General features: G+C 52.6%; 18 protein-coding genes. All 18 read right to left on the bottom strand.

Annotation, left to right across the window (positions count from 1 at the left end):
- Positions 1 to 18: 18 nt before the first annotated feature.
- On the bottom strand, positions 19 to 768 hold the full coding sequence (locus tag HY774_21390) for an ArsR family transcriptional regulator (GenBank protein MBI4751043.1): 750 nt from the start codon (positions 766 to 768) through the stop codon (positions 19 to 21).
- Positions 769 to 1223: 455 nt separating this feature from the next.
- On the bottom strand, positions 1224 to 2381 hold the full coding sequence (gene ftsZ / locus HY774_21385) for a cell division protein FtsZ (GenBank protein MBI4751042.1): 1158 nt from the start codon (positions 2379 to 2381) through the stop codon (positions 1224 to 1226).
- A gap of 154 nt (positions 2382 to 2535) precedes the next feature.
- Positions 2536 to 3789, bottom strand: a complete 1254-nt coding sequence (gene ftsA, locus HY774_21380) for a cell division protein FtsA (GenBank protein MBI4751041.1) — start codon at positions 3787 to 3789, stop codon at positions 2536 to 2538.
- Between the two features lie 6 nt (positions 3790 to 3795).
- The gene (locus HY774_21375; protein MBI4751040.1) at positions 3796 to 4971 is read right to left on the bottom strand and encodes an FtsQ-type POTRA domain-containing protein; all 1176 of its coding nucleotides are present in this window, start codon (positions 4969 to 4971) and stop codon (positions 3796 to 3798) included.
- Positions 4962 to 5903 (bottom strand): UDP-N-acetylmuramate dehydrogenase, encoded by a 942-nt coding sequence (murB, locus tag HY774_21370; GenBank protein MBI4751039.1) that lies wholly within the window; start codon positions 5901 to 5903, stop codon positions 4962 to 4964. The genes HY774_21375 and murB overlap by 10 nt, the downstream gene beginning before the upstream one ends.
- Positions 5904 to 5931: 28 nt before the next feature.
- Positions 5932 to 7302, bottom strand: coding sequence for a UDP-N-acetylmuramate--L-alanine ligase (locus HY774_21365; GenBank protein MBI4751038.1), 1371 nt, complete (start codon positions 7300 to 7302; stop codon positions 5932 to 5934).
- Between the two features lie 87 nt (positions 7303 to 7389).
- Entirely contained in the window at positions 7390 to 8493 is a 1104-nt protein-coding gene (gene murG / locus HY774_21360) for an undecaprenyldiphospho-muramoylpentapeptide beta-N-acetylglucosaminyltransferase (protein ID MBI4751037.1), read from the bottom strand.
- A gap of 92 nt (positions 8494 to 8585) precedes the next feature.
- Positions 8586 to 9728: a putative lipid II flippase FtsW gene (gene ftsW, locus HY774_21355; protein ID MBI4751036.1), complete on the bottom strand. Its 1143-nt coding sequence runs from the start codon at positions 9726 to 9728 to the stop codon at positions 8586 to 8588.
- A gap of 104 nt (positions 9729 to 9832) precedes the next feature.
- A complete protein-coding gene (gene murD / locus HY774_21350) occupies positions 9833 to 11242 on the bottom strand; it encodes a UDP-N-acetylmuramoyl-L-alanine--D-glutamate ligase (GenBank protein MBI4751035.1) in 1410 nt (469 codons plus the stop codon).
- A gap of 253 nt (positions 11243 to 11495) precedes the next feature.
- The gene (locus HY774_21345) at positions 11496 to 12608 is read right to left on the bottom strand and encodes a phospho-N-acetylmuramoyl-pentapeptide-transferase (protein ID MBI4751034.1); all 1113 of its coding nucleotides are present in this window, start codon (positions 12606 to 12608) and stop codon (positions 11496 to 11498) included.
- 80 nt (positions 12609 to 12688) lie between these two features.
- The gene (locus tag HY774_21340; GenBank protein MBI4751033.1) at positions 12689 to 14152 is read right to left on the bottom strand and encodes a UDP-N-acetylmuramoyl-tripeptide--D-alanyl-D-alanine ligase; all 1464 of its coding nucleotides are present in this window, start codon (positions 14150 to 14152) and stop codon (positions 12689 to 12691) included.
- Positions 14139 to 15668 carry a UDP-N-acetylmuramoyl-L-alanyl-D-glutamate--2,6-diaminopimelate ligase gene (locus HY774_21335; GenBank protein MBI4751032.1) on the bottom strand — a complete coding sequence of 510 codons (1530 nt, stop codon included), beginning with the start codon at positions 15666 to 15668 and terminating at the stop codon, positions 14139 to 14141. Before HY774_21335 ends, HY774_21340 begins: the two co-directional genes overlap by 14 nt.
- 62 nt (positions 15669 to 15730) lie before the next feature.
- On the bottom strand, positions 15731 to 17884 hold the full coding sequence (locus HY774_21330) for a transpeptidase family protein (GenBank protein MBI4751031.1): 2154 nt from the start codon (positions 17882 to 17884) through the stop codon (positions 15731 to 15733).
- 80 nt (positions 17885 to 17964) lie between these two features.
- On the bottom strand, positions 17965 to 18300 hold the full coding sequence (gene ftsL, locus HY774_21325) for a cell division protein FtsL (protein ID MBI4751030.1): 336 nt from the start codon (positions 18298 to 18300) through the stop codon (positions 17965 to 17967).
- Between the two features lie 116 nt (positions 18301 to 18416).
- Positions 18417 to 19424 carry a 16S rRNA (cytosine(1402)-N(4))-methyltransferase RsmH gene (rsmH, locus tag HY774_21320; GenBank protein ID MBI4751029.1) on the bottom strand — a complete coding sequence of 336 codons (1008 nt, stop codon included), beginning with the start codon at positions 19422 to 19424 and terminating at the stop codon, positions 18417 to 18419.
- Between the two features lie 18 nt (positions 19425 to 19442).
- Positions 19443 to 19883, bottom strand: coding sequence for a division/cell wall cluster transcriptional repressor MraZ (locus HY774_21315; GenBank protein ID MBI4751028.1), 441 nt, complete (start codon positions 19881 to 19883; stop codon positions 19443 to 19445).
- A 407-nt stretch (positions 19884 to 20290) separates the two neighbouring features.
- The gene (locus tag HY774_21310) at positions 20291 to 21604 is read right to left on the bottom strand and encodes a class I SAM-dependent RNA methyltransferase (protein MBI4751027.1); all 1314 of its coding nucleotides are present in this window, start codon (positions 21602 to 21604) and stop codon (positions 20291 to 20293) included.
- Positions 21605 to 21790: 186 nt separating this feature from the next.
- Positions 21791 to 23203 (bottom strand): Si-specific NAD(P)(+) transhydrogenase, encoded by a 1413-nt coding sequence (sthA, locus tag HY774_21305; protein ID MBI4751026.1) that lies wholly within the window; start codon positions 23201 to 23203, stop codon positions 21791 to 21793.
- Positions 23204 to 23210 lie beyond the last annotated feature (7 nt).

Raw genomic sequence — 23210 nt, 5'->3', positions numbered from 1 at the left:
TATCGGTTTTCCAAAAACTCACGATGATTGCTTGAATCCATTGAGTGCCGAGGCGCCCAACGAAGATTCAGTCTCCAGTGTTGATTGAGATGAATGGGGTTTCAGAATGCGATACGCGCATACCTGATCACCCCCGGCAATGCGTTGCTCGCGAATGACCTCACACCCAAGAAGCTCAGCATAGAGCCGTTTTTCCTGGTGGCAAATTTGCGAAAATTCATAGGCGATACTAATGGTTGGACAATTGCGTTCAACCAGCAGATATGAACCATCTGGAAGTGGCTGACACTCAGCGAGATAGCCTCGTTCCAAAAGGATTTTGGCCAGCTTTTCAACCCGTGCTTCAAACATCAATCCTTCAAGTTGAGGCAAAATTGCCGCCACCATATCCTCGGCCCGGGTGCTGAGGACTTTGAGAACACCCCGTTCTCCAAAACACCGTTGTGTGGCGGAGAGTAAATCTTTGGCCAGCACATCATAGGTTTTCGGAAACAGGTTTTCGCCCTTTTCAGAGAGTGAATAGAGGTGGTGTGGACGCCCGCGTTCCTGCCACTCTGTCCGGTAGATGACCAGTTCGTCTTTCTCCAATAGCTCCAGGTGACGCCGAATACTCACCTTGGTCAGGTGGAGTTCGGCAGCCAGAGCATCAACGGTCATCGCCCCGCGTGTTTTGAGCAGGTTGATGATTTCACACCGCTTTTCTTTGAGTAGGTTTGAGTTAAGATCAGTCACCCCGCGAATATAGGTGAACGGTCGTTTGCCTGTCAATAAGTTAATTTTTTATTTTTTAAATAAAAATGTTATTTAAATAGGTAAGCTGCTGATTCTAAAAAGAAAAAAAGGAAATGATAAGGAAGTAAATTTATTGTAAAGTCAATATTACACGATTTTAAAAAAGAAAAGCCTTGCAAAATTAAGAAATTCTAATGATGTCTGATGGGTTTATCTGTCCGATTGTTCTGAAATTTGGAGATTGGTCAGGTGATATCGTATCAGGTTGGAGCATGCCTGCCTGTTCTGTTGGGTACCATTAGAAGACGGGCTGAAGAAGTCGGGCCTGGAGTTGAGCCGATAATTTTTTCGAATCCGGAACCCGATTTTTCTTCATTCTTGATTCCCGATTTCAAAAAAACGACCCCGGGAATAACCATGCGTTATTCAGCCGGGGTTGTGAACTGCAAAATATTGTGAGGGGCAATCAGACTGATTGAAGACGTGAAATCCTAATCAGCTTTTTTCCGCATAAAAGCCGGGATATCAAGGTCATCGCGTGAGATGCCTCCACCTTCACCAGACCGCGGCATTGACGAACCCAGTCCGCCTGAACGCAGGCCCGCGACATTGCGATTGAGGCCAGCCAGTGGATCCTGCTGGAGCGCCGCTGCCGCCTGTTCAAAGCCGGTTGCAATGACAGTGATCTTCATTTCATCCTGCATCCGTTCATCGAGCACCGCGCCAAAGATGATATTGGCATCTTCGTGGGCGGCTTCGCGGATGATGGATGAGGCTTCATTGACTTCAAACAGGGTAAGATCCTTGCCACCTGTGATATTGACGAGTACGCCGCGAGCACCTTCGATTGACGCTTCTTCGAGCAACGGGCTGGCAATGGCTCGTTGCGTGGCTTCGAGGGCACGGGTTTCACCCCGAGCCTGGCCGGTCCCCATCAAGGCAATCCCCATGCCGCTCATAATGGTTTTGACATCAGCGAAATCGAGATTGATCAATCCAGGCACCGTAATCAGGTCTGAGATACCCTGGACTGCCTGTCGCAGCACATCATCCGCCGTTCGAAAGGCTTCGGCCAGCGATGTGTTGCGGTCTACCGTATGGAGCAGGCGTTCATTGGGGATTGTGATGACGGTGTCAACACATTCTTTGAGTTCTGCCAGTCCACGTTCAGCCTGAAGCATCCGTTTGCGACCTTCAAAACTAAATGGCTTGGTGACTACCGCAACCGTCAGGGCCCCAAGTTCACTGGCCAACCCGGCCACGATGGGAGCCGCCCCCGTGCCGGTACCACCGCCCATGCCGCTGGTAATAAACACCATGTCGGCACCTTCGAGGGCTTCAATGATTTTGTCCGTGTCTTCCAATGCCGCCTGACGACCAATTTCGGGATTGGCCCCAGCTCCAAGCCCTTTGGTAAGTTTGGCCCCAACCTGGAGTTTGACCGGGGCATGTGACATGCGCAGGGCCTGGAGATCAGTGTTGACGACCAGAAATTTGATTCCTTCGATCCCGAACTCGATCATGCGGTTCACCGCATTGCTTCCGCCGCCGCCAACGCCAACCACTTTAATATTTGCCCCGTTCGTTGGAGGAATATCAACGAATTCCAATTTCAGCGAATTATCCGTGCGATTGTTGTCTGCTGCCATGTAATTAGTGCCTCCTCACAGGAGCCTTGTTCCCCTGCTTGTTCTTAAAATATCTGCCTGGATGGGGGATGTGCCCCGCGTTGTATGATTGTTTTGAAAAAGGGTTACTTCCGATGTCTGTTGGCCTCTTGATAGTGGGGCGAAACAGGGGTTGTTAAAACAGGTTTTTGAGTTCAAGCCACCAGTTTTTCAACCGGGCACTATGCCGGCGAAGGCCATTTTGATTCCACGAGGTTCGCCCCAGTACCTGTTGACGGGCAGCGTGAAGAACCAATCCAGCCACCGTTGCATATTCCGGGCTGATGAGATCATCCGCAATACCATCGAACCCCTGTGGTGATCCGAGTCGGACGGGAACATCCAGGATTCGTTCGGCTATTTCCGGAACGCCAGCCAGCAAACTGCCACCCCCAGTCAGGACGAGCCCGCTTGAGAGTTGGCGTTCATACCCGCTGTGATGGATTTCTTCCTGGATCTGGCAAAAGAGCTCCTCTGCGCGAGGCTGAAGCATATCGCACAGCAACTGCCGGGACAGTGTCTTGGAAACCCGTCCACCGACATTGAGCACTTCAAGGACAGTTTCCCGTTCACAGGTATCAAGCAACGGGCCGAAAGAACAGCCGAAATGGCGTTTGATCCGTTCTGCTTCCGGGAACGGTGCACGGAGGCCAACTGCAATGTCATTGGTGAAATGAGTACCGCCAAGCGGGATGACTGAGGTATGGCGAACAGCTCCACGCTGGTAGATCGCCAGGCTGGTGATTTCGCCACCGATGTCGATGAGAGCAACACCGTACTCGCGCTCTTCTTCGCTCAGTGTAGCCTCGGCTGCTGCTAGGGATTCAAGTGTGAGATCCGAAACGATCATACCCGAACGGTTTACGCTTGTCACTATATTTTGCTTGGCGGTAATCGGGGAAGTCACAATATGTACGATAACTTCCAACCGCATCCCCAACATACCGAGGGGGTCACCAATTCCATCCTGGTCATCAACGATAAATTCCTGAGGGAGAACCTCAACAATTTCCCGATCTGACGGGAGGTTGATGGCGCTGGCCTGGTCAATGACGCGCCGAATGTCCGCGACCGTGATCTCCCGGTTTTTGCGGGAAATCGCCACCACACCACGCCCATTGTGGCCGCGTACGTGGGCACCAGAAAGCCCGACATGAACCTGATGGGCATCCACGCCGGCCATGTGCTCAGCTTCGGTCAGGGCCTGACGAATACATTCCTCCGCTGATTCAATGTTGACAATTACGCCTTTGCGAACCCCCTTTGAAGCCACACTGCTCGCACCGAGGACGTCGAGCCGATCTTTGTCTGGATTCCAGGCGGCGATCAGCACCCGTACTCGGGTATTTCCAATATCGAGTCCAACCAGGGGATGATTGGGTTTCGGCATAGCGTCTTAGTTCCCTTTCTTACTATTGGTGGCTGCCGTGCTGGACGCTGGTTTCCTGGCAGACCTGGCAGCCGCAACTGACGACGGTGACGACACCTTTTTGGTGTCTTTTTTGGTGTCTTTCGAAGCTGGTTTGACTGATTCTTTTTTCGCTGGTTTCACCGTTTCCCGTGCGGCTGGGCGGCTCGCCGCTGGTTTGTCAGCAGCTTCAACCGTTGGTTTGGGACGGGTTTCATCAGATTTGACGGATTTTTCGGCTGGTTCACCTGCATCAGTTCGGAACCCAAGCGAAATTTGGGCCGAATTGACGGCGGTGATGGAGTTGATTTGATCCGCGTACTTTAAAAAGCCGGTATCCCGAATCTGATATTTCTCAAGGGCCTGGGCGTCACGACGTTGAACCATATCAAGGACTTCCATGGCGCGGACCAGCCGGTCCCGAAATTCTTCCTGCCCTAGATGAATCACAATCGGATTGTCGCTGAGTTGGACCACAACATCTTCGAGACGGCTCAAATTGATGCTTTCCAGTTTGGAGGAAAATTGGGGTGTCCCACTATCGAGCGACCAGATCAGCTTTTTATACACCGCAATGCGGTCAAGGTTTTCCCTCAGGCTTTGCTCGGTATTGCCAGCCACGAGCCCGATCACGATGGGGGGCGGATTTTGATCCTTGTCTGGGGCATAGGTTTCTAATGGAATGCCTTCTTCGTCAATCCACACCAGATTCCCCTGGTCACCTTGAACCAGAAGGAGTGGCTTGCGTTCCTCAACCTGAATATGCAGCCGGTTCGGAAGAATCCGGGTGATTTGGGCATGATGCACCCACGGCAGGCTTTCGATATTTTGCTCGACTTCGGTCAATGACGCCGTCAGGAGGCTGCCCGGAACCGTCTGACGGACCAGACGCTCAATATCACGCTGGGATTGTCGGTTTTGACCCTGAATTGTAATTTGTGCCAGTGTAAAAGCCGGGGAGTGAATCACGCGATAGGTGCCCCACACCAGAGCCAGAGCCCCAAGTGCCCAGAGGCTACGTCCAATCCATGGGCGAATACTTTCCCAGCGTTCTCGCCAGGACGGGCCGGCCACTTCACCAGTTGCCGCCGTCTGGAGGGTTTTCCGGCGGGGTGAAACCACTTGTTCAATGTCTCTCCCAGTGCGTTGTGCTGCTAGTCCCACACTTCCACCTCTAGTTCAAGGTCAAGTCCGTGCTCGGTGGTTACCCGGTCACGGATCAGGTCAATCAAAGCAAAGATATCGGCTGCCGTGGCCTTGCCGTCAGTGACAATAAAGTTGGCATGCAGCGTAGATATCGTTGCGCCTCCCTGGAAAACCCCTTTCATCCCAAGTTCGTCAATGATGCGCCCAGTGGTCAATCCACTTCCTGGATTTTTGAAAATGCATCCGGCACTGCTTTCGCGGACCGGTTGGGTTGCGGAGCGGTGTTGTTTATAGCGCTTGATTTCCTCCTTCATGTCAGCCGGATTTCCCGGTTTTAATTGGAGAATCGTGCCTAAAATCAAATCCTGGTGTGTGAACGGCGAATAGCGATACCGAAAGTCAATCTCGTCACGTTTGAGGCGGAGTACTTCACCTTCGCGCGCAACATCAACGATTTCAATCACATCAGCAATCTCGTAGCCGTGAGAGCCGGCGTTCATTTTAACGGCGCCCCCCACACTGCCTGGAATCGGTGCCAACCCCTGGATGCCCGCCAGTCCACGGTCGGCACACCCATTGACCAGTCGCGGCAAGCTATACCCGGCATGCACATGCACCCGCGTGCCATCATAAACCAGTAAGTCATCAAGGGCCCGCAAGCTCACCGCCACGCGCCGAATCTGTCCATCTTTAACCAGGAGGTTCGTGCCATAGCCAAGTGGACTCCAGGGAATCCCGGCTTGATTAAGCGCATGAACCAGTTGTGCTGCCTGAGAGCGGTTTTCCGGATAGGCAATTGCATCAATTTCACCGCCGACCCGGAGCGATGTGAAATGCGCCATTTTTTGTTTGCGCCGCACATTCACACCCAGGTCAGAGCAAATTTGATCAATGCGCGCTCCGCGTTCCCGGTCATCCATAAGCCTGTTCGTCGTTCCTGTTGCCTGCATTCACACTCTCAAAAAAGTCAGTTGAAAACTACCGCTCCAGCAGGTGTAGCAGTTCCTCGCCTGCCTGCCAGACATTGCCCGCGCCAAGGGTCAAAACCAGATCTCCTGGTTTCACAAGGGCTTTCAGAGCCGGGGCCGCCCGGTCAAGGCTGCCAATATATGACACCTGCCGGTGGCCAAAGCGTTCAATGGCATGGGACAGGGTTTCAGAATTGACACCAGGAATTGGTTCTTCGCCAGCCGGATAGACATCCGTCAGGCATACCACATCTGCTTCATAAAATGCCTTGGCAAAATCTTCAAACAGGTGTTTGGTGCGTGAATACCGATGTGGTTGAAAGAGCACCACGGTGCGACGGAGACTGGTTTTAGCCGCTGCCAGTACGGTGCGGATTTCCATTGGGTGATGCCCATAGTCATCCACCACCACCACCTCTTTTTTCTCACCTTTGATTTGAAAACGACGGTCGGCGCCGCGGAAATTACTCAGAGCACTGGCAATCTTGTCAAAAGGGACTTCCAGATCAAGGCAGGTGCAGATTGCAGCCAAAGCATTGTAAACACTATGTGTTCCTGGTACTTGAAGCTCGATTTTCCCCAATTCCTGACCACGGAACCGAACGGTAAACGAAGACCCAAACAGCTCGGTGAGTTTCACATTCCAGGCCGTAACGTCAGCCTGTGCCGAGAAGCCATAGGTTAGTGTCCGGCGCTTGATTTTGGGGATGATTGATTGCACGTTTGAATCATCCAGGCACACCACCACGCTGCCATAAAAGGGCACCCGGTTGACGAAGGCCGCAAAGTATTCACAGATTTCATCCAGGCTCTTGTAATAGTCCATGTGTTCGCGATCAATATTGGTCACCACGGCGATGGTGGGCGAAAGCTTCAAAAATGAGCCGTCGCTTTCGTCAGCTTCGACCACAATAAACTCGCCATGCCCAAGTCGGGCATTGCTGCCCAGCGTGCCAAGTTTCCCACCAATCACCACGGTTGGGTCATAGTCTGCCCGGTGCAGAATATGTGCAATCATTGACGTGGTTGAGGTTTTTCCATGTGCCCCAGCAATCGCAATCCCATATTTCAGACGCATCAACTCAGCCAGCATTTCAGCCCGGGGAATCACTGGAATTTGCTGGTGCAGGGCTTCAACCACTTCCGGGTTATTGGGTTTTACGGCTGCTGAAATAACGACCACGTCAGCACCTGTCACGCTTTGCGCCGAATGACCTTCATAGACAATGGCCCCTAGTTCTGCCAGATGCTGGGTGACCCCAGTCAATTTCAAATCAGAGCCGGATACTTTATAGCCAAGGTTGAGCAGCACTTCAGCGATGCCACTCATGCCGATTCCCCCAATGCCTACAAAGTGAATGTGTCGAATTCGTTTGAACATATCCTTGGAAAAAGTGCCTTGTCCTTAGTGCTTGGTGCTTGGTTCCGAAACCTCTGAATCCTGAACCCTGAACCTGAACCCTGAACCCTACGGATTTAAGGCTATCAGTTCTGAAAAAGATGAATTTGATGCCACTCGTAAGGCGAGATCAACCACCTGACCAGCCGCATTTGGACGGGCGAGATTCCGGCTGGCCGCTTCCATGGCCGTAATGCGCTCGGGTTTATCAATCAGCGAAAGAATTTCTTTGGCCAGCCGCTCGCCGTTCAATTCCGACTGAAGGATCATCCGGCCAGCGTCGGCGTTGACAAAGGCTTCAGCGTTTTTGCGCTGGTGATCATCTGCCGCCAGTGGGAACGGAATAAACAGAGCTGCCTTCCCCGCAGCCGCAATTTCAGCCACCGTGGTGGCACCCGCCCGGCAAATGAGTAAATCCGCCTGGGCAAACGCACCAGCCATGTCGTCAATAAAGGGGCAAACCTCGGCTTCAAGTGAGGCTGCTTTGTAAGCTGCCTGAGCCTCTGCACCATCAACTTTTCCGGTTTGATGGGTGATGATCAGGCGATTTCGAACCGAAGTCAGGAGTGGTGCAGCATCAATCATGGCCTGATTGATGGCATGGGCACCCTGGCTCCCGCCAAAAATCAACAGGTGCAGTTTGGTTGTCCGTGGTTTTGGACTCAGATTTTCAAACTCAGCCCGGACCGGGTTTCCAGTCAAGACTGATTTGCCTGGGAAAAAGCGAATTGATTCTCCAAACGTGACCGCCGCTGCTCGGGTAAAGCGAGCCAGCATGCGATTGGTGAATCCAGGAAGAGCATTGGGTTCAACCACCAGTGTCGGAATGCCTTTCAAGGCGGCCATCATCACTGCCGCTCCAGAGGCATACCCCCCAACGCCAATCACAATGTCAGGTCGAAACTGCCGGAACAGCCGATTGACCGCCCAAAAACCGAACGGAAGTTTCATCAATGAAATCAACCGTTTCACAATCGAAACATTTTTGAGTGCACCAGCCTGAATCAAAGTCAGTGGAAACCCGGCCTGAGGAACGAGCCGTGATTCCAGACCGCGTTCTGTTCCGACAAACATCACCTCCGTTGCCGGGTCACGCCGTACCCATTCGCGAGCGACCGCAATTCCTGGAAAGATGTGTCCGCCGGTTCCTCCGGCTGCAATGATAATGCGCATATTCTCGTCAGTCGTCGCTCCAAATGAGGGTTCAGGGTTTAGGGGTTCGAACTTTTTATGTCCTTTATGTCCTTTATGTCTTTTCCGGAACCCTAACTCTGTTTCCCCTGTTGTGACACACTCAGAATCAGGCCCACGGCAAGCAGGCTCATCATCATTGAAGTGCCGCCATAACTGATAAATGGAAGTGGGATGCCTTTATTTGGCACCAACCCCAATACCACACTCATGTTGAAAAAAGCCTGAGCGACCAGCATGACTGTTAATCCAATAGCCAGCAGGCTGCCAAAGGAATCAGTTGCCAGTCGGGCAGCCCGAAAGCCACGCCAGCCAAAAATGGCAAATAACACAATCACCGTCACCGCGCCAATCAAGCCGAGTTCTTCGCCAATGACCGCAAAAATAAAATCAGTATGTGCCTCTGGAAGGTAAAAGAGCTTTTGTTTTCCTTGAGATAACCCAAGGCCACCTGTGCCGCCGCTGCCAATGGCAATCAGTGATTGAACGACTTGAAATCCTTCTGCCCGCGCATATTTCCAGGGATCCCAGTAAGCCCGGAGTCGCGCCAGTCGGTAGGGCGCCCGATAGAGTTCAAACGCCACAATTGGCATGGCCGCGATAGCACCAACCAGTGGGTATCGCAGGGGCACGCCCGCCACAAAAACCATCACGGCTGTGACCAGTGCCATAATGAAGGTGGTACCTAAATCCTGTCCGCCTAACACTAGACCCATCAAAATGGCTGAAATCAGGCTACAGGGAACAAAGGTGAGCCAGAGGTTTTGGCGTTCTTCGTCATTTCGGCGACCGAGCAGGTATGCCAGAAAAATAATCAGGGCAATTTTGGCAAACTCCGAGGGCTGGAACGATAATCCGGCAAATCTGATAAATCGTTGGGTGCCACGAGTTTGCGGCAGGAATAAAACGAGTATCAGCAGAAATGCCGAAATGCTGAGCAGTCCGTACACGACCACTGGATGATTTAAGCGGGTATAGCCCAACCAAAAAACGCCAAATAACAACCCCAATCCAATGACCACCGCAAATCCCTGCCGCAGCAGAAAATAAAACTGGTTGTGAAAATTGGTTTGGGCGAGGACGGCTGAGGCGCTATAGACCATCACAGCGCCAAACATCACCAGTCCAAGGGCAATCGCCGCCATCCAGCGATCACCAATGCTGGCGCTGACAAGTCGGGTTCCCTGGCTGGCAAGTTTGAGCGCTTGTGATTTCATGGAAAATTGGAAGAGCTTATGATCAGTGGCGAGTTGGAAGAGTTTATTTCAGTTAACTTTTCAGGTTAGTGAACTCTTTTTCCAGTTTAGCCACTGGATTGAAATTACCCGTGCGAAAGTTCAAGTCGTTGTTGCTCAAAGCACTCTTTTAATCGGAGCACTTCAGATTTAAACACCTGGCCCCGATGCTCAAAGTTGTCGAACATATCAAAACTGGCACAGGCTGGGGCGAGCAGGACAATCTCACCGGGAGCAGCCTGGCGGAAGCCAGTTTCAATTGCGTCCTTCATTGAATTGCATCGAGTCACCAAAACATCATCATCCAGTTTGGTTTCAAGGGCGGCGGCAATCCGCTCGGTGGCGGCACCGATCAAAATCACACCCCTGGCGCGTTCGTTCAAAAGCGGCACCAGCGGTGAATAATCGCTGCCTTTGTCCTTACCTCCCAAAATCACAAACAGGTTGCCGGGAAAAGCTTCGATGGCCTTGATGGTGGCGTCCACATTGGTCGCTTTCGAATCATTAAAGAATTGAATCTGATTGACTTCCGTGACCCATTCCAGGCGATGTTCGACGCCGGGAAAGGTTCGGACTGATTCGCGAATTTGATTTGGAGAGGCCCCGCACGCGAGCGCTGCGCACACGGCAGCCAGAACATTTTCCACATTGTGATCGCCACGGATGTAAATATCGCTCCGATTCAAAATCACCCGTTCGTGGCCGTTGGCGCGTGAAATCAACTCCTGACCGCGTGCAAAAACTCCATTCTCAAGCTCCCTGGTTCTGGAAAAGAGCACGTAAGATGCCTGATTGACAGCCAGGTGTTCCAGGGCCAGCGGTGTGGTTGGATCATCTGCATTGAGCACCGCCAGCGTGTCTGGCCCCTGATTCCGAAACATCTGAAGTTTGGCGTCCCGATAGGCTTCAAATGACGGGTAGCGATCCAGGTGATCTGGCGTCACATTCAGCAACAACGCGACTTGTGGGCGAAACGTGTTGATTGTCTCAAGCTGGAAGCTGCTGGTTTCCAGGACAGTAAACCCATCCTCACGTGACTGTGCCACCAACCCAATGGCTGCCGTTCCGATGTTTCCGCCGACCTGAATCGGTAATCCGGCATCCGCCAGCATTTTCCCAATCAATGTGGTGGTGGTGGTTTTCCCGTTGGATCCGGTAATTGCCACAATCCGGCCTTTCAAATAGCGTGCGGCCAGTTCAATTTCCCCAATGATCGGTACACCGGCGGCGGCGGCTTTTTGCAAAGGAGCAATCGTGAGTGGCACGCCAGGGCTGATGACGATTTCATCCGCCGTCACAAAAAGCGTATCGGTGTGACCGCCAAGATCCAGGCTAACTCCAATCGTCCGCATCCGCTCGCCTTCAGCCGACAGGGCACTTTCCGGACGTTGATCCGTCACGGTCACATGTGCCCCGCGTGCCGCCAGAAACTCAGCGGCGGCCAGGCCGCTTCGGGCAGCACCAACAATCAGAATGTTTTTTCCGGTCACGTCCATAATTAGATGAGTGAGTAGCGAGTAGCGAGTAGCGAGTAGTCAATCCCTGTGTTTTGAAGTGTGTTGGTTACTGCTGGGATTGCTATAACTTTCAGATAAATATTTCCATGATAGCTATCCCGTTGAAACCTCAGAAACCATAGAAGAATTTGGATTTATTTTCTGTGTATTAAAGTCAAAACGCATTGGATTGACTACTCGCTACTTGCTACCTCGCTGGTTACCGTGGATTGACTACTCGCTACCTCGCTGGTTACCGTAATTTCAACGTTGCCAAACCAAGCAAAACAAATAAGAACTGTAAAATTAAGAAACGAAAGACGATCTTTGATTCTTTCCAACCAAGCAATTCAAAATGATGATGAATCGGAGACATTTTGAAGATGCGTTTTCCGATTCCGGTTTGAGGATCTTTGGTCATCTTGTAGTAGGTCGTTTGCATAATGACCGACAGGGCCTCGATGACAAAAATCCCGCCGATGACCACCAGCAGCAGTTCCTGTTTGATCAGAATGGCGATACAGCCAATCGCCCCGCCAATCGCCAGACTGCCGACGTCGCCCATAAAAACCTCAGCCGGCGGGGCGTTGAACCACAAAAACCCAAGGCTGGCACCGGCCAGCGCGGCACAAAAGATGGTAATTTCCCAGGCTTCTGGATTTGCTGTCAGTCCGAGGTACTTCGCAGCGTCGGTGTACCCAGTGACAAAGGTCAGTCCAGCCAGCGCCGAAGCCACCACAAATGTGGTACTGATCGCCAGGCCGTCGAGTCCATCGGTCAGGTTCACCGCGTTGGAACTGCCGGTCATCACGATGATCATAAACGCCAGATACAGCGCCCAGCCGAGTTCCGGGCGAAAATCCTTGAAAAATGGCACGCTGAGTTGGGTTGAGTAATGCGCCCCAACCAGCAGCACCAATCCAATGATCACTTCAGACCCAAACTGACCGATCAGCTTGTAGCGTCCCTGAAGCCCAAGGTTGTGCTTCTTCTTAATTTTCAAAAAATCATCCACAAAGCCAATTGCCCCGTGGGAAAGAAGCGCAAACAAAACCACCCAGACATAGAGGTTACTGAGATTTGCCCAGAGCAGTGTGGCGCCGGCGACCGCCGTGATGATGAGAATGCCACCCATCGTGGGCGTTCCGCGCTTGATGCGGTGAGTGGTCATGCCTTCTTCACGGATTTCCTGTCCAAATTTTAAGATGCGCAGCTTTTCGATCATCAGCGGACCAAATGCCAGGCTAATGATCAGCGCTGTAATCGCCGCCAGCGCAGCCCGGAACGAAACTTCGCCAAACACGCGAAGCGCGCCAAAGCTGGGATGAAGTTCTCGTAAAACGTGGTAGAGCAGGTAATAGAGCACAAAAAACCAGCCTTTAGCGTTTCGAATACCAGGAATCAAGCAGCATCACGTTGGGAAACCTCCTCAGTCCGACACCTGCTTTATCTGTATAACCCGGTTTGAGGTGGTGCCGTCGGACAAACCGAATAGCGTTGTTTGAGCGTTTCAATGACCAGTTCCGTTCGAACGCCACGAGATCCTTTCACCAACACCACATCTCCAGGACGGATGACTTGGGTAAGCCATTCACCAGCCTGGGTGGCATCAGATGCAAAATAAGTTTGTGAATGGGGCAAACCAGCAGTGTGTGCCCCGGTCAAAAAATGTTCCGCCAGCCCACGAATCCCAACCAGGAGTCCGATTCCATGTTCGGCGGCGGCTTTTCCGCATTCCGCATGCATTTGCGCCCCGGTTGGTCCAAGTTCAAGCATCTCTCCGGCGACCAGTACGGTGCGGCGGGCATCGGGCACGGCAGCCAGAAGTTTCATCATCCCGTTGAGTGCCTGAGGGTTGGAGTTATAGGAATCATCCACCACCGTAAAGCCAGCTTCAAAATGGAGAACTTCACCGCGATGTGGGGCCGGTTTTCCTTGTTCCAGCGCGGCGGCAATGCTGTCCAGGTAGCCCCCGCATTCCAGGGCCACGGCAGCGGCGGCCAGTGCATTGTGGACAAAATGCTCACCCGGCAATGGCAGGTGAACTGGAATCGTGCCTTTCGGAGTCACCAGCGTAAAATCTGTTCCAAGCAACCCTTGCGGTGTGACATCAATGGCGCGGACATTGGCTTCTTTCCCACGACCAAAAAACACCACCTTACCATTTTTGGCCCGTGCTATTTCAGCCATCTGGCAAACCCGAGGATCATCAACATTGAGAATCGCCGTTCCGCCTTCGATCATGCCGTGAATGATTTCGGCTTTGGCTGCGGCAATTCCGTCAATGCTGTCAAAATTTTCCAGATGCACCGGCGCCACATTGAGCACCACACTGATATGCGGCGGGGCAATTTTGGTCAGTTGGGTGATTTCGCCGGGAAAGCTCATACCCATCTCAAAGACTGCAAAGTCGAAATCATCCATTTTATGGTGATTCGAAATCATCTTGAGTGCCGTCAGTGGAAGTCCAAATGTGTTGTTCAGGTTCCCCACCGACGCGTGAACCCGACCACAGGTTGAAACTGTGCGGGCCGTGAGTTCCTTGGCGGTGGTTTTGCCAACACTCCCTGTAACACCAATGACTGGACGTCCCCACTCGATCAACAGCCGGTGGGCCAGTTGTTGGAGTGCCAGCAGGGTGTCATCAACCATCAAGCAGCGCTGGCGTTCGGCATCCGTCAAGTCTTTGATACTGGTTGAAAGAATGGCGGCGCAGGCGCCGCGCTCAAAAGCTGCTTTCACAAAGGCATGGCCGTCAAACACCGTGCCCTGAATGGCAAAAAAGAGTTCGTCGGGTTGAATGCTTCGCGAGTCAATGGCAAACCCGACCGGGGAAATTTCAGCGACTTCATGGATCAGTTCCGTCAGGTTTTTCGCGCCCGCCAGGTGGCCAATTTCAGGAATGAACACAGGCAGCCTCCTGGTGGGGTGGGTCAAGCAGATTCCGCAATACCTGACGGGCCTCTTCGCGGTCGTCAAAGTGAATCGTTCGATCTGCAAGAATTTGATAGGGTTCGTGTCCTTTACCAGCTAACACCACAATATCACCTGGTTGAGCCTGCTGAATCGCAAACGTAATTGCCTGGCGGCGGTCAGTGATGCGGTGATAGGGCTTGCCCACTTTGAGTAATCCAATTTCGGCGTCATCCAGAATCTGTTCCGGAGATTCAGAGCGCGGATTGTCCGAGGTGGCCACGATAATGTCGCTGTACTGGGCGGCAGCTTCAGCCATCAGCGGGCGTTTGGTGCGATCCCGGTCACCTCCGCACCCAAAAAGCGTGATCACCCGGCCACCGGTTTGAGCCACCAGTTCTCGCGCCGCACCCAGTGCATTCTGGACGGCATCTGGGGTATGGGCATAATCAACCACGACGGCAAACCCCTGGCTTCCACCATCAACCCGCTCAAACCGCCCCGGAACCTGTGTTTGTGAAATGCCGGTCACAATATGTTCCGCCGGGATTGAACAGGCCGTGGCGGTCGCAACTGATGCCAAAATATTGTAGGCATGCGGTTTACCGACCATTGGCGATTTGATCTCAAGGATTTTGTGAGGCCAATGGACCGTGAGTGACAGGCCGGAAAGATTGGTTTGAACGCGATCAATCCAGATATCCATCTGCCGGTTATCCTGATCACCTGAGCGAATTCCATAGCTCACCTTCCGAGTCTGGTTTGGTAGCTCCTGGTACAGTCGTTCGCCATACGGATCATCCCGATTCAGCACCACGACTGGTGGAATCGGGCACAGGCGTCCGTCAAAAAGACGGCGCTTGACATCAAAGTACGCCTCCATGGTTTTGTGGTAATCAAGATGGTCCTGGGTCAGGTTTGAAAAAACAGCTACTGCAAAGTTCAGTGCTGCCGCCCGGTGCAAATCAATGGCGTGCGATGAGACTTCCATGACGGCATATTTGCACCCCGCATCAACGGCCCGGCGCAGAAAATATTGAATTTCAGAGGCTTCCGGCGTGGTGTGATGGGCTGTTTCAGTGTGATTTCCAATCCGGTATTCCACCGTGCCCATCATGGCTGAAAGGCCAAATGCCGACTGGAATATCGCATTGAGCAAATAGGCAGTTGTCGTTTTGCCGTTGGTTCCGGTGATTCCAACCAGATTGAGGCTGTGGCTTGGGTATCCATGGATGGCAGCGGCAGCCTGGGCAATGGCCAGCCGGGCGTCCGGTACTTGAATCCAGATGTGATTGAAATCGGCAGGGCAGGGACGTTCTGAGATAACACCAAGTGCTCCCTGGCTCAGGGCCTGAGGGATAAATTGATGACCGTCTGATCGGGCCCCCTGGATAGCGACAAACAGGCTCTTGGGCTGGCAGGACGCAGCATGGTGGTGAATGGCACAAACGTCACCGGCGGGGCCGCTGAAATGCCCTCCGATCAAACGTGCAATGTCTTGAGCCTGTACCATAATAACCCTTGTCCTGTGAAAAATGGCGTGCACTCGTTGCTGGTGTGGTATTCCGTCCGTGGTCAAGACGAACTTAATCGGACTTGACAGGTACTTCCCGGCGACACCAGTTCGCCTGGGGCAGGGAGTTGTTCTCTGATGACCCCAAATCCGGAAGACTGAATCCGAATCCCGAGTTTCGAGCAGGTTGTGACCGCTGTCCGAAGGCCCTGGCCCGTCAAATCCGGCATGCGAATGCCTCGGCTTGGGGCATTGACCGTCACCAGCGGAGTGTGGTTGCGGACTATTGAGGCGGCTGCCGATGACGGATGGGAGGCCGGTTTGGACTGAGTGGTGCTGGTAAGCACGACATCGGCTGGTGGAGCTTCGATACCTGATGCCGGTGCCGCAATTTGTTTTCCTGGTAAATCAAATGGATCGGGTTCATCCGGTAGATTTTGGTTGGCAGCCAGGAGTGCGTCCTGCGGGTCAAACGGGACATCTGGTTTGGCTCCCAAAATTGGGAGGGCCATTTCCGCAATCCGTTTAAAAACGGGTGCTGCCGCATCACCGCCATGGTGAGCACCGAAGGGAGGCTCATCCACCACCACGGCAATCACCACTTTGGGCTTTTCAACCGGTGCCAGTCCGATGAATGAAGCAAAGTATTTGACTTCGGAATAGCGTCCGATTTTGTGGTCAAATTTTTTCGCGGTTCCAGTTTTCCCGCCTGCCGAATAGCCGTTCAGTTTGGCTTTCTTGGCCGTGCCGCGCTCCACGACGTTGCGCAACATCGTCCGCATGTCCTGCGCGGTTTTCACACTGACCACCCGACGGGTTTTTGGTTCGGTGTCAAAGATCACATCGCCGGTGGTTGAGAGGATATTGCGGACGATATGGGGCTGAACCCAAACGCCATCATTGGCCAGAGCCCCAATGGCACCAGCCAGTTGCAGTGGCGTGACCTGTATTTCATAGCCCATCGGAAGCGATGCATATGACAAATCCGACCATCGGTTGACGCCACCAATGGATCCGGCTGACTCGGCTGGAAAGCCAGCGTTGGTGGACTGTCCAAACCCAAACCGCTCAACATATTTCAAGAGACGCTCTTTTCCAAGCTGGCGTCCGGTTTTGATGGCCGCCACGTTGCTTGAAACGCTGATGGCCTCCGTCGCCGTGAGCATCCCATAGCCTCCGCCATCGCGCACGGTATGACCGGCAATGGTGATTGATCCGCCCTGACAGTTGATCCCATCGGATGGCCGCAGGAGTTTTTCTTCAAGCGCGGCGGAGTAGGTCACGATTTTAAAAATTGATCCCGGTTCATAGGCTTCTTCGGCAACCCGATTGCGACGAGCCCGGAGGTCTTCTTCATTTTCGGCCCGGGTATTTGGATCAAAGGTTGGGGTTGTGGCGAGTGCCAGAATGTCGCCGGTGGTTGGATCCATCACCACCGCCATCACACTCTTGGCACGAGTTGAGGCCACCGTTTCCTTCAGGATTTGTTCGGTTTTGTACTGGATGCGTTGATCCACGGTCAGGGTCAGGCTCTGACCAACTTCACTCGTTTGCTGGTTGCGATGAAACGGACGTCCTTTGGCATCGGATTCAACCAGGACTTTTCCGGCGGTCCCCCTCAAGTGTTTGTCGAATTCTCCTTCGACGCCCGCCACGCCTTGCTCCTCAAAGTTCACATAGCCGAGCACGGTTGATGCCAGCTCGCCTTGTGGATAGCTGCGTTTAGTTTCCGTGACAAATTGAATGCCTGGAATATCAAGCTGAGTAAGCGCTTTGGCCTGATCATCGGTGATTTTGCGTTTGAGCGGCACGAAAACTTTTGATGATGTCAGCCGCTGCAACACGGTTTCGCGTGGCATGTCGAGGATTTTGGCGAGTTCGTCAACGTGAGGGGCTGGCTTGGGAACCTGGCCCGGTGAGACATACACCGATGAAACCTCGGTACTGGTGGCCAGTTGATAGCCATTTCGATCCGTGATGGTGCCGCGCCGGGGAGTGGTCTCAACCACGCGTTGTTGCTGTTGTTCGGCTCGTTCGCACATGATCTGATGTTCATGGATCTGGTACTTGACCAGTCTCCCAATGATCAAACTCATCCAGACCAGCAACACCACGGCAATCACGCTCAGTCGGACTGGTGGCAACAACTGGGGTGGTGTGACCGCCACCAGTTTTTTCCGAGTTGTTTTTTGTTTAATCGTCTCGCGAAGTGCCATGCTCACTCAGGTAGTTCAAGTCGTTGCCGATGCTAGAAACCAGGCTGGATTCAATCATTCCGTCTTTTTGTTCAGGACGGCTAGCGGTGTTCGATGACAATGGTCTGATTGGCCTGGGGCAGCCCCATTCCTTGTCGGCGGGCGCGGTTTTCAAGCACGCTGGGTGACAAAAGTCGTTGCCGTTCAAGTTCAAGTTTGCGCTGTTCCTGGTCAAGGTGCTGGATTTGTTGTTTGATCTGTTCGGTTTCATATCCAATTTCAACTGCTCTGACGTGTTGCCACGACACATAGACAAACCCACAGGCAACCGAGGTCCCGAGGATGATGGTGAGTCCCCACTGTCGGAACCAGGTGCGGTCAAGCGCACGTTTGGGGCAGGTGTTTTGGATTGAAGACTGCAGGCGATAGCGTTGCATACGCGGTTTCAGGTTCCTTTCATGGTCAATGAAGTGTCCCTGCTTGATTCTAAACAAGATTCGGCCAAACGAATGTGATCCTTGTCGTCCCCGAGCCTGGGATAAGGAGGATGACATCAGGTTGGGCTCAAGGCATCGGGATCAGACGGAGCAACCCGCTGGCATATTCGTAATTTGGCGCTCCGGGCACGTGGGTTCCGGTCAATTTCAGCTTCTGACGCCACAACTGGTTTTTTGGTCACCAGCGAAACACGTTTTGGGGGAACGGTTCGTTCGTGGTGTGGGGTTAACCAGATGGCGCGTCGGTCAGTGATCGGATTTTCCATCCCAGCTTCAATCCGGAAGGCGTGCTTAATTAAGCGGTCTTCCAGCGAATGAAATGTGATGACTGCCAGTTTGCCGTCTGGGAGCAAATGATCAATCGCATCGGTAACAAACTGGTCCAGGTGTTCCAGTTCACGGTTCACCGCAATCCGCAAGGCTTGAAACGTGCGAGTGGCTGGGTCAATTCGAAACTGTTTGGGTGAAAAGGGAACCGCCCGTCGGACCAGTTCAGCCAGTTGCTCGGTGGTTTCAATCGGGTGTTTAACCCGTTCATTGACGATGCGGCGGGCAATCCGCCGCGAAGCCGGCTCTTCACCATATTCAAAGATCAGGTTGGCAAGTTCCTCAGCCGAAAGAGTATTGACCAGCTCCGCTGCTGTGACAGATCGGGTTTGGTCCATACGCATATCAAGCGGGCCATTGAGTTGAAAACTAAACCCTCGATGGGCCTGGCCGAGTTGCCAGGATGAAACCCCAAGGTCAACCAAAATGGCAAAAACCTGCGTGAGATGGTGGTGCGCCAGGATGTGGCGCAGATCGCGAAAGTCCCCGTGAACGAAGACGACGCGGTCAGCAAACGGGGCAAGCCGTTCGTGGGCCAGTGCCAGTGCTTCGGTATCACGATCAATTGCCAGAACGCGAGTTGTTTCCGAATGCTTGAGAACGGCTTCGGTGTGGCCGCCCAAACCAAGCGTTCCATCCACGATCCACCCGCCGCGTTCAGGCTCCAGCAACGTCAGGATCTCATCCACCATAACAGGCAGGTGTTGTATCAAAGGAGCTGATTTCTCAAATATCATTGCCGTTCAACATGTTGGCTAAATTCCGAGTCTGGCCAGAGCGGCGGCGTCATCATCGGTAAATGGATCGGCTGCCAGTCGGGCTTCAAATCGTTCAAGACTCCAGACCTCAAGGTAATTCAGATACCCCAGAACCGCGACGTCACCGAGCATTTCGGCTTTGGACCGCAACTGGTACGGAATCAGAACACGTCCCTGGGTGTCCATTTCTGCTTCCTGGCCATAATAGTTGGTTCGATCCAGAAACTTGCGGCGTGCCGGATCCATCACCGGAAGCGCCAGGAGTCGGGTTTCAATCGCCACCCATTCAGGCATCGGATAAATGCGGGCACATTCACCAGTCAGGCTGGTGATATAGAGGAGCAGACCATACCGGTCTTCAAGCAGTCGCCGGAAGGGAGTTGGGATCTTTAACCGCCCTTTGTCATCAATGCGGGCTGTATGATTCCCTCGCAGCATGTCCGTCCCTCGCTATGCCCACCGTAAAACATCGTTGCTGTGGCGATGGTTATACCTGCCAATCCTCATTCACTTCTGGTCTCCAGTGCCGGTCCAAATCATGCTACTTCTGAAAACAGCCCAATTTATAGTAACAAAAGGACTTGCGCCGATAGAGAGTGGTGTCACTGGTCACGGCAAATGTTCGGGATATCGAATGTGAAGGGCTTAACGTGTAACTTGAGGTTTTGATAGGCAAAACGCTAAAAAAAGCGACTTTTGGCCACTTTTTTCCACCAAATCGAATATTACGTTACTGAAAAACACTGTGTCAAGCGCAAAGGCTGGAAAAAAGTCACAAGATACAGTTTAAATTCATCTTGATAACTTATTTATTTAGTTAGTTTTATGGATTTCTATTTGAAGTTTTAGTTGAAGCCTTCCCAGCGCATCTGGACAACGGTTTCAATATGGTAGGTTTGGGGGAAAAAATCGATTCCCGTGATGGTTTCGACCACAAATCCACCCGTGCGCAACCGACGCACATCACGGGCTAAAGTGGAGGGATCACAGGAAACATAGACCAGACGGTGCGGGCGCAGATTGATCAAGCCGTCTACAACTTCGGGGCTCAGTCCGGCGCGGGGTGGGTCCACCACGGCAAAGGCCACCTGATCAACCAGATCAAGGTGTTCGATTAGCCATTCTTCAGTTGATAGGCGCTGGAAAGTCACGTTGGAAATCTGATTGGCACCGAGGTTGATTTCGGCAAAGTGGGCTGTATGCGCTGCTGCTTCAGCCGCGAAAACAGTTCGAAATTGGTGAGCCAGCGGCAACGTCAGCAAACCCACCCCGGCATACAGGTCCACGGCAATCGCCTCAGTGCCAGACGAATCAGTGAGGTTCGAAAGAACTTCCTTCACCAGTGTGTCGAGCAAAAATGAATTGACCTGAAAAAAACATTCGGTGTCAAACCGATACTGAAAACCGGCTACCTGGCGCACAATGGGTCTGGTGGAGAGCCCGACAAATGGCAATGAGGCTGAGATTGAAGGTGACTCGGGTGGGTCTTGCCCCACTGCATCAGTTGCCAGATCTAATGTCACGACTGGCGTTGCTGAGATATGAGTCGAAGGAAGATTCGTCAGACGTCGTAACGCCTGATTTAACGACGGATCCAGGACACGGCATTCGGTGATCGGCTCAATGCGGTGGGAATGGGCGGCAAAAAAGCCAGCCTCGGACTGTTTGGTGTGTGGGTTGAAGTGAAGTTTGAACTGGGTCCGGTTGCGGTAATGCCATTCGGGGCCAGTCTGTATTGGGATTGGCTGCGGCCAGGAAAATCCGCCGATTCGTTGAAGGGCTTCACGAATAAATTCTGATTTGGCTGCGATTTGTGCTGGATATGAAAGATGCTGGAGATGACATCCTCCGCAGTGGCCATAGTGTGGGCAAAGGGGCTCGATGCGGTCTGGAGAGGGTTCAATGACCCGAATGAGCCGTCCTCGCGCAAATGTGCGGCGCAATTCCGTGATTTCGACTTCGACTTTCTCACCGCCAACTACTCCAGGGACAAACAGGGTTCGTCCATCAGCCAGCCGGGCCAGTCCATCGCCGCCATAGATCAGTTTTTCAATAGTGACGAGTTCGATTCGGGTCAACTGAGGTATGGTGGTTGAGCCGGCAGCCGATGCTGGTTGTTTTTTAGTATGACGCGGTGGAAAGCGTTTTCGGGAAGCCATGGGAAATCTCGGGTTCAGGGTTCGGGGTTCGGGGTTTGGGGTTTGGGGTTTGGGGTTTGGGAAAAAGACAAAAGAGACAAAAAGGACATAAATTTCGAAAACCCGGAACTCTGACAAGATGACAGGGTGATTTTTTTCATCCCTCATCCTTCATCCCTCATCCCTTAAAGGACCCGGAACCCAAACTTAATCCTTCAATTTGCGACCAGCCAGATTTCCCAACCCATCATAGCAGGCATATTTGTATAAGTCGTGGAGTGTCGGGAAGTTAAAGATGGTTGCAATCACGTCATGGAGCGTTTTTTGATCCTGTACCAGCGTCAGTCCATAGTGAATAAGTTCTGAGGCAATATTGCCCATAATATGCACCCCGCGGACAATCAGGTCTTCGCGAGTGAACAGGATTTTCAGCAAGCCGTCTTCGGTGCCCATAATCTTGCCGCGCGGCATATCGCCATAACGTGCCTGTCCGGTGCAGAAATCGAGCCCTTCTTTCTGGGCGGCTTCCTCGGTGAGTCCGACCATTGAGACTTCAGGGACGGTATAGATGGCAAAGGGGTAGACTTTGGCAAATTGTTTGACGTCGCCGACATTGAACATATTGCTGACGGCAATGCGGCCCTGGTCCATGCTGATGCTGGCCAGCGCCGGAAACCCGATCACATCCCCAACCGCAAAAATATGGGGAACATTGGTTCGATAGTCGGTGTCAACCAGGATAGTTTCACGCGGGCCAAGGGTAATTCCAGCTCGATCACAGTGGAGTCCGCGAATGTTGCCGCACCGGCCAGCCGCATACAGGAACATATCTACCTCAAGCGTGCGACCTGATTTGAGCGGGATGCGGATGGGTTGGGATTCATCAGCCGAAACTTCAATCTGGTCAAATGAGGTGTTGAAGAGGATTTCCACCCCATCTTTGTTCATTTTATCAACCAGCGCCTGGGAAATTGCCTTGTCCAGGAACGGAAGAATCGCATCGGTTGAGTTGACCAGGAAAACCTTGGTCCCAATGGTTGAGAAAATGGTGGCGTATTCACAACCAATCACTCCGGCCCCGATCACAGCCAGCGTGTGGGGAAATCGGTCCAGGTTCAAAATCGTGTCTGAGTCGTGTACGCGCTTGCCGTCAAAGGGAATGTTTGGAGGATGATACGGATATGAACCAGTCGAAACCAGAATATAGTCAGCCGTGAGAACTTCTTCGTCGCCATCAGGTTTCTGGACCCCGACCGTCTTGGAATCGTGAAACTGACCGAGACCAAAATACACATCAATTTTATGCCGGAGCAAATTGTTGTGCATCTGGTTGCTTTCACTGGTGGTGACAAAGTCTTTGCGGAACATGAAATCTCCGATTGAGGTTTCACGTGAGAACTGGCGGTCAACACCATAGAGACCCTTATCAAGTTTTCCGGAAAAATAGAGCGCGGTTTCCTTGAGTGTTTTGGACGGGAGGGTGCCGGTTAAAATACCAGCTCCGCCAACACGGGGCGCTTTTTCAATTACTGCGACCTGAAAACCGAAATACGCTGCCCGGGCCGCAGCTTTTTCACCTGCTGGTCCGGATCCGATCACGATTAAGTCATATTTTTTCACGGTTGAC

It is taken from the genome of Acidobacteriota bacterium (assembly GCA_016208495.1).
Taxonomy (GTDB): Bacteria; Acidobacteriota; Blastocatellia; order Chloracidobacteriales; family Chloracidobacteriaceae; genus JACQXX01.
The sequence above is the reverse complement of the archived record's forward strand: the minus strand, read 5'-3'. Positions and strand labels throughout refer to the sequence as shown.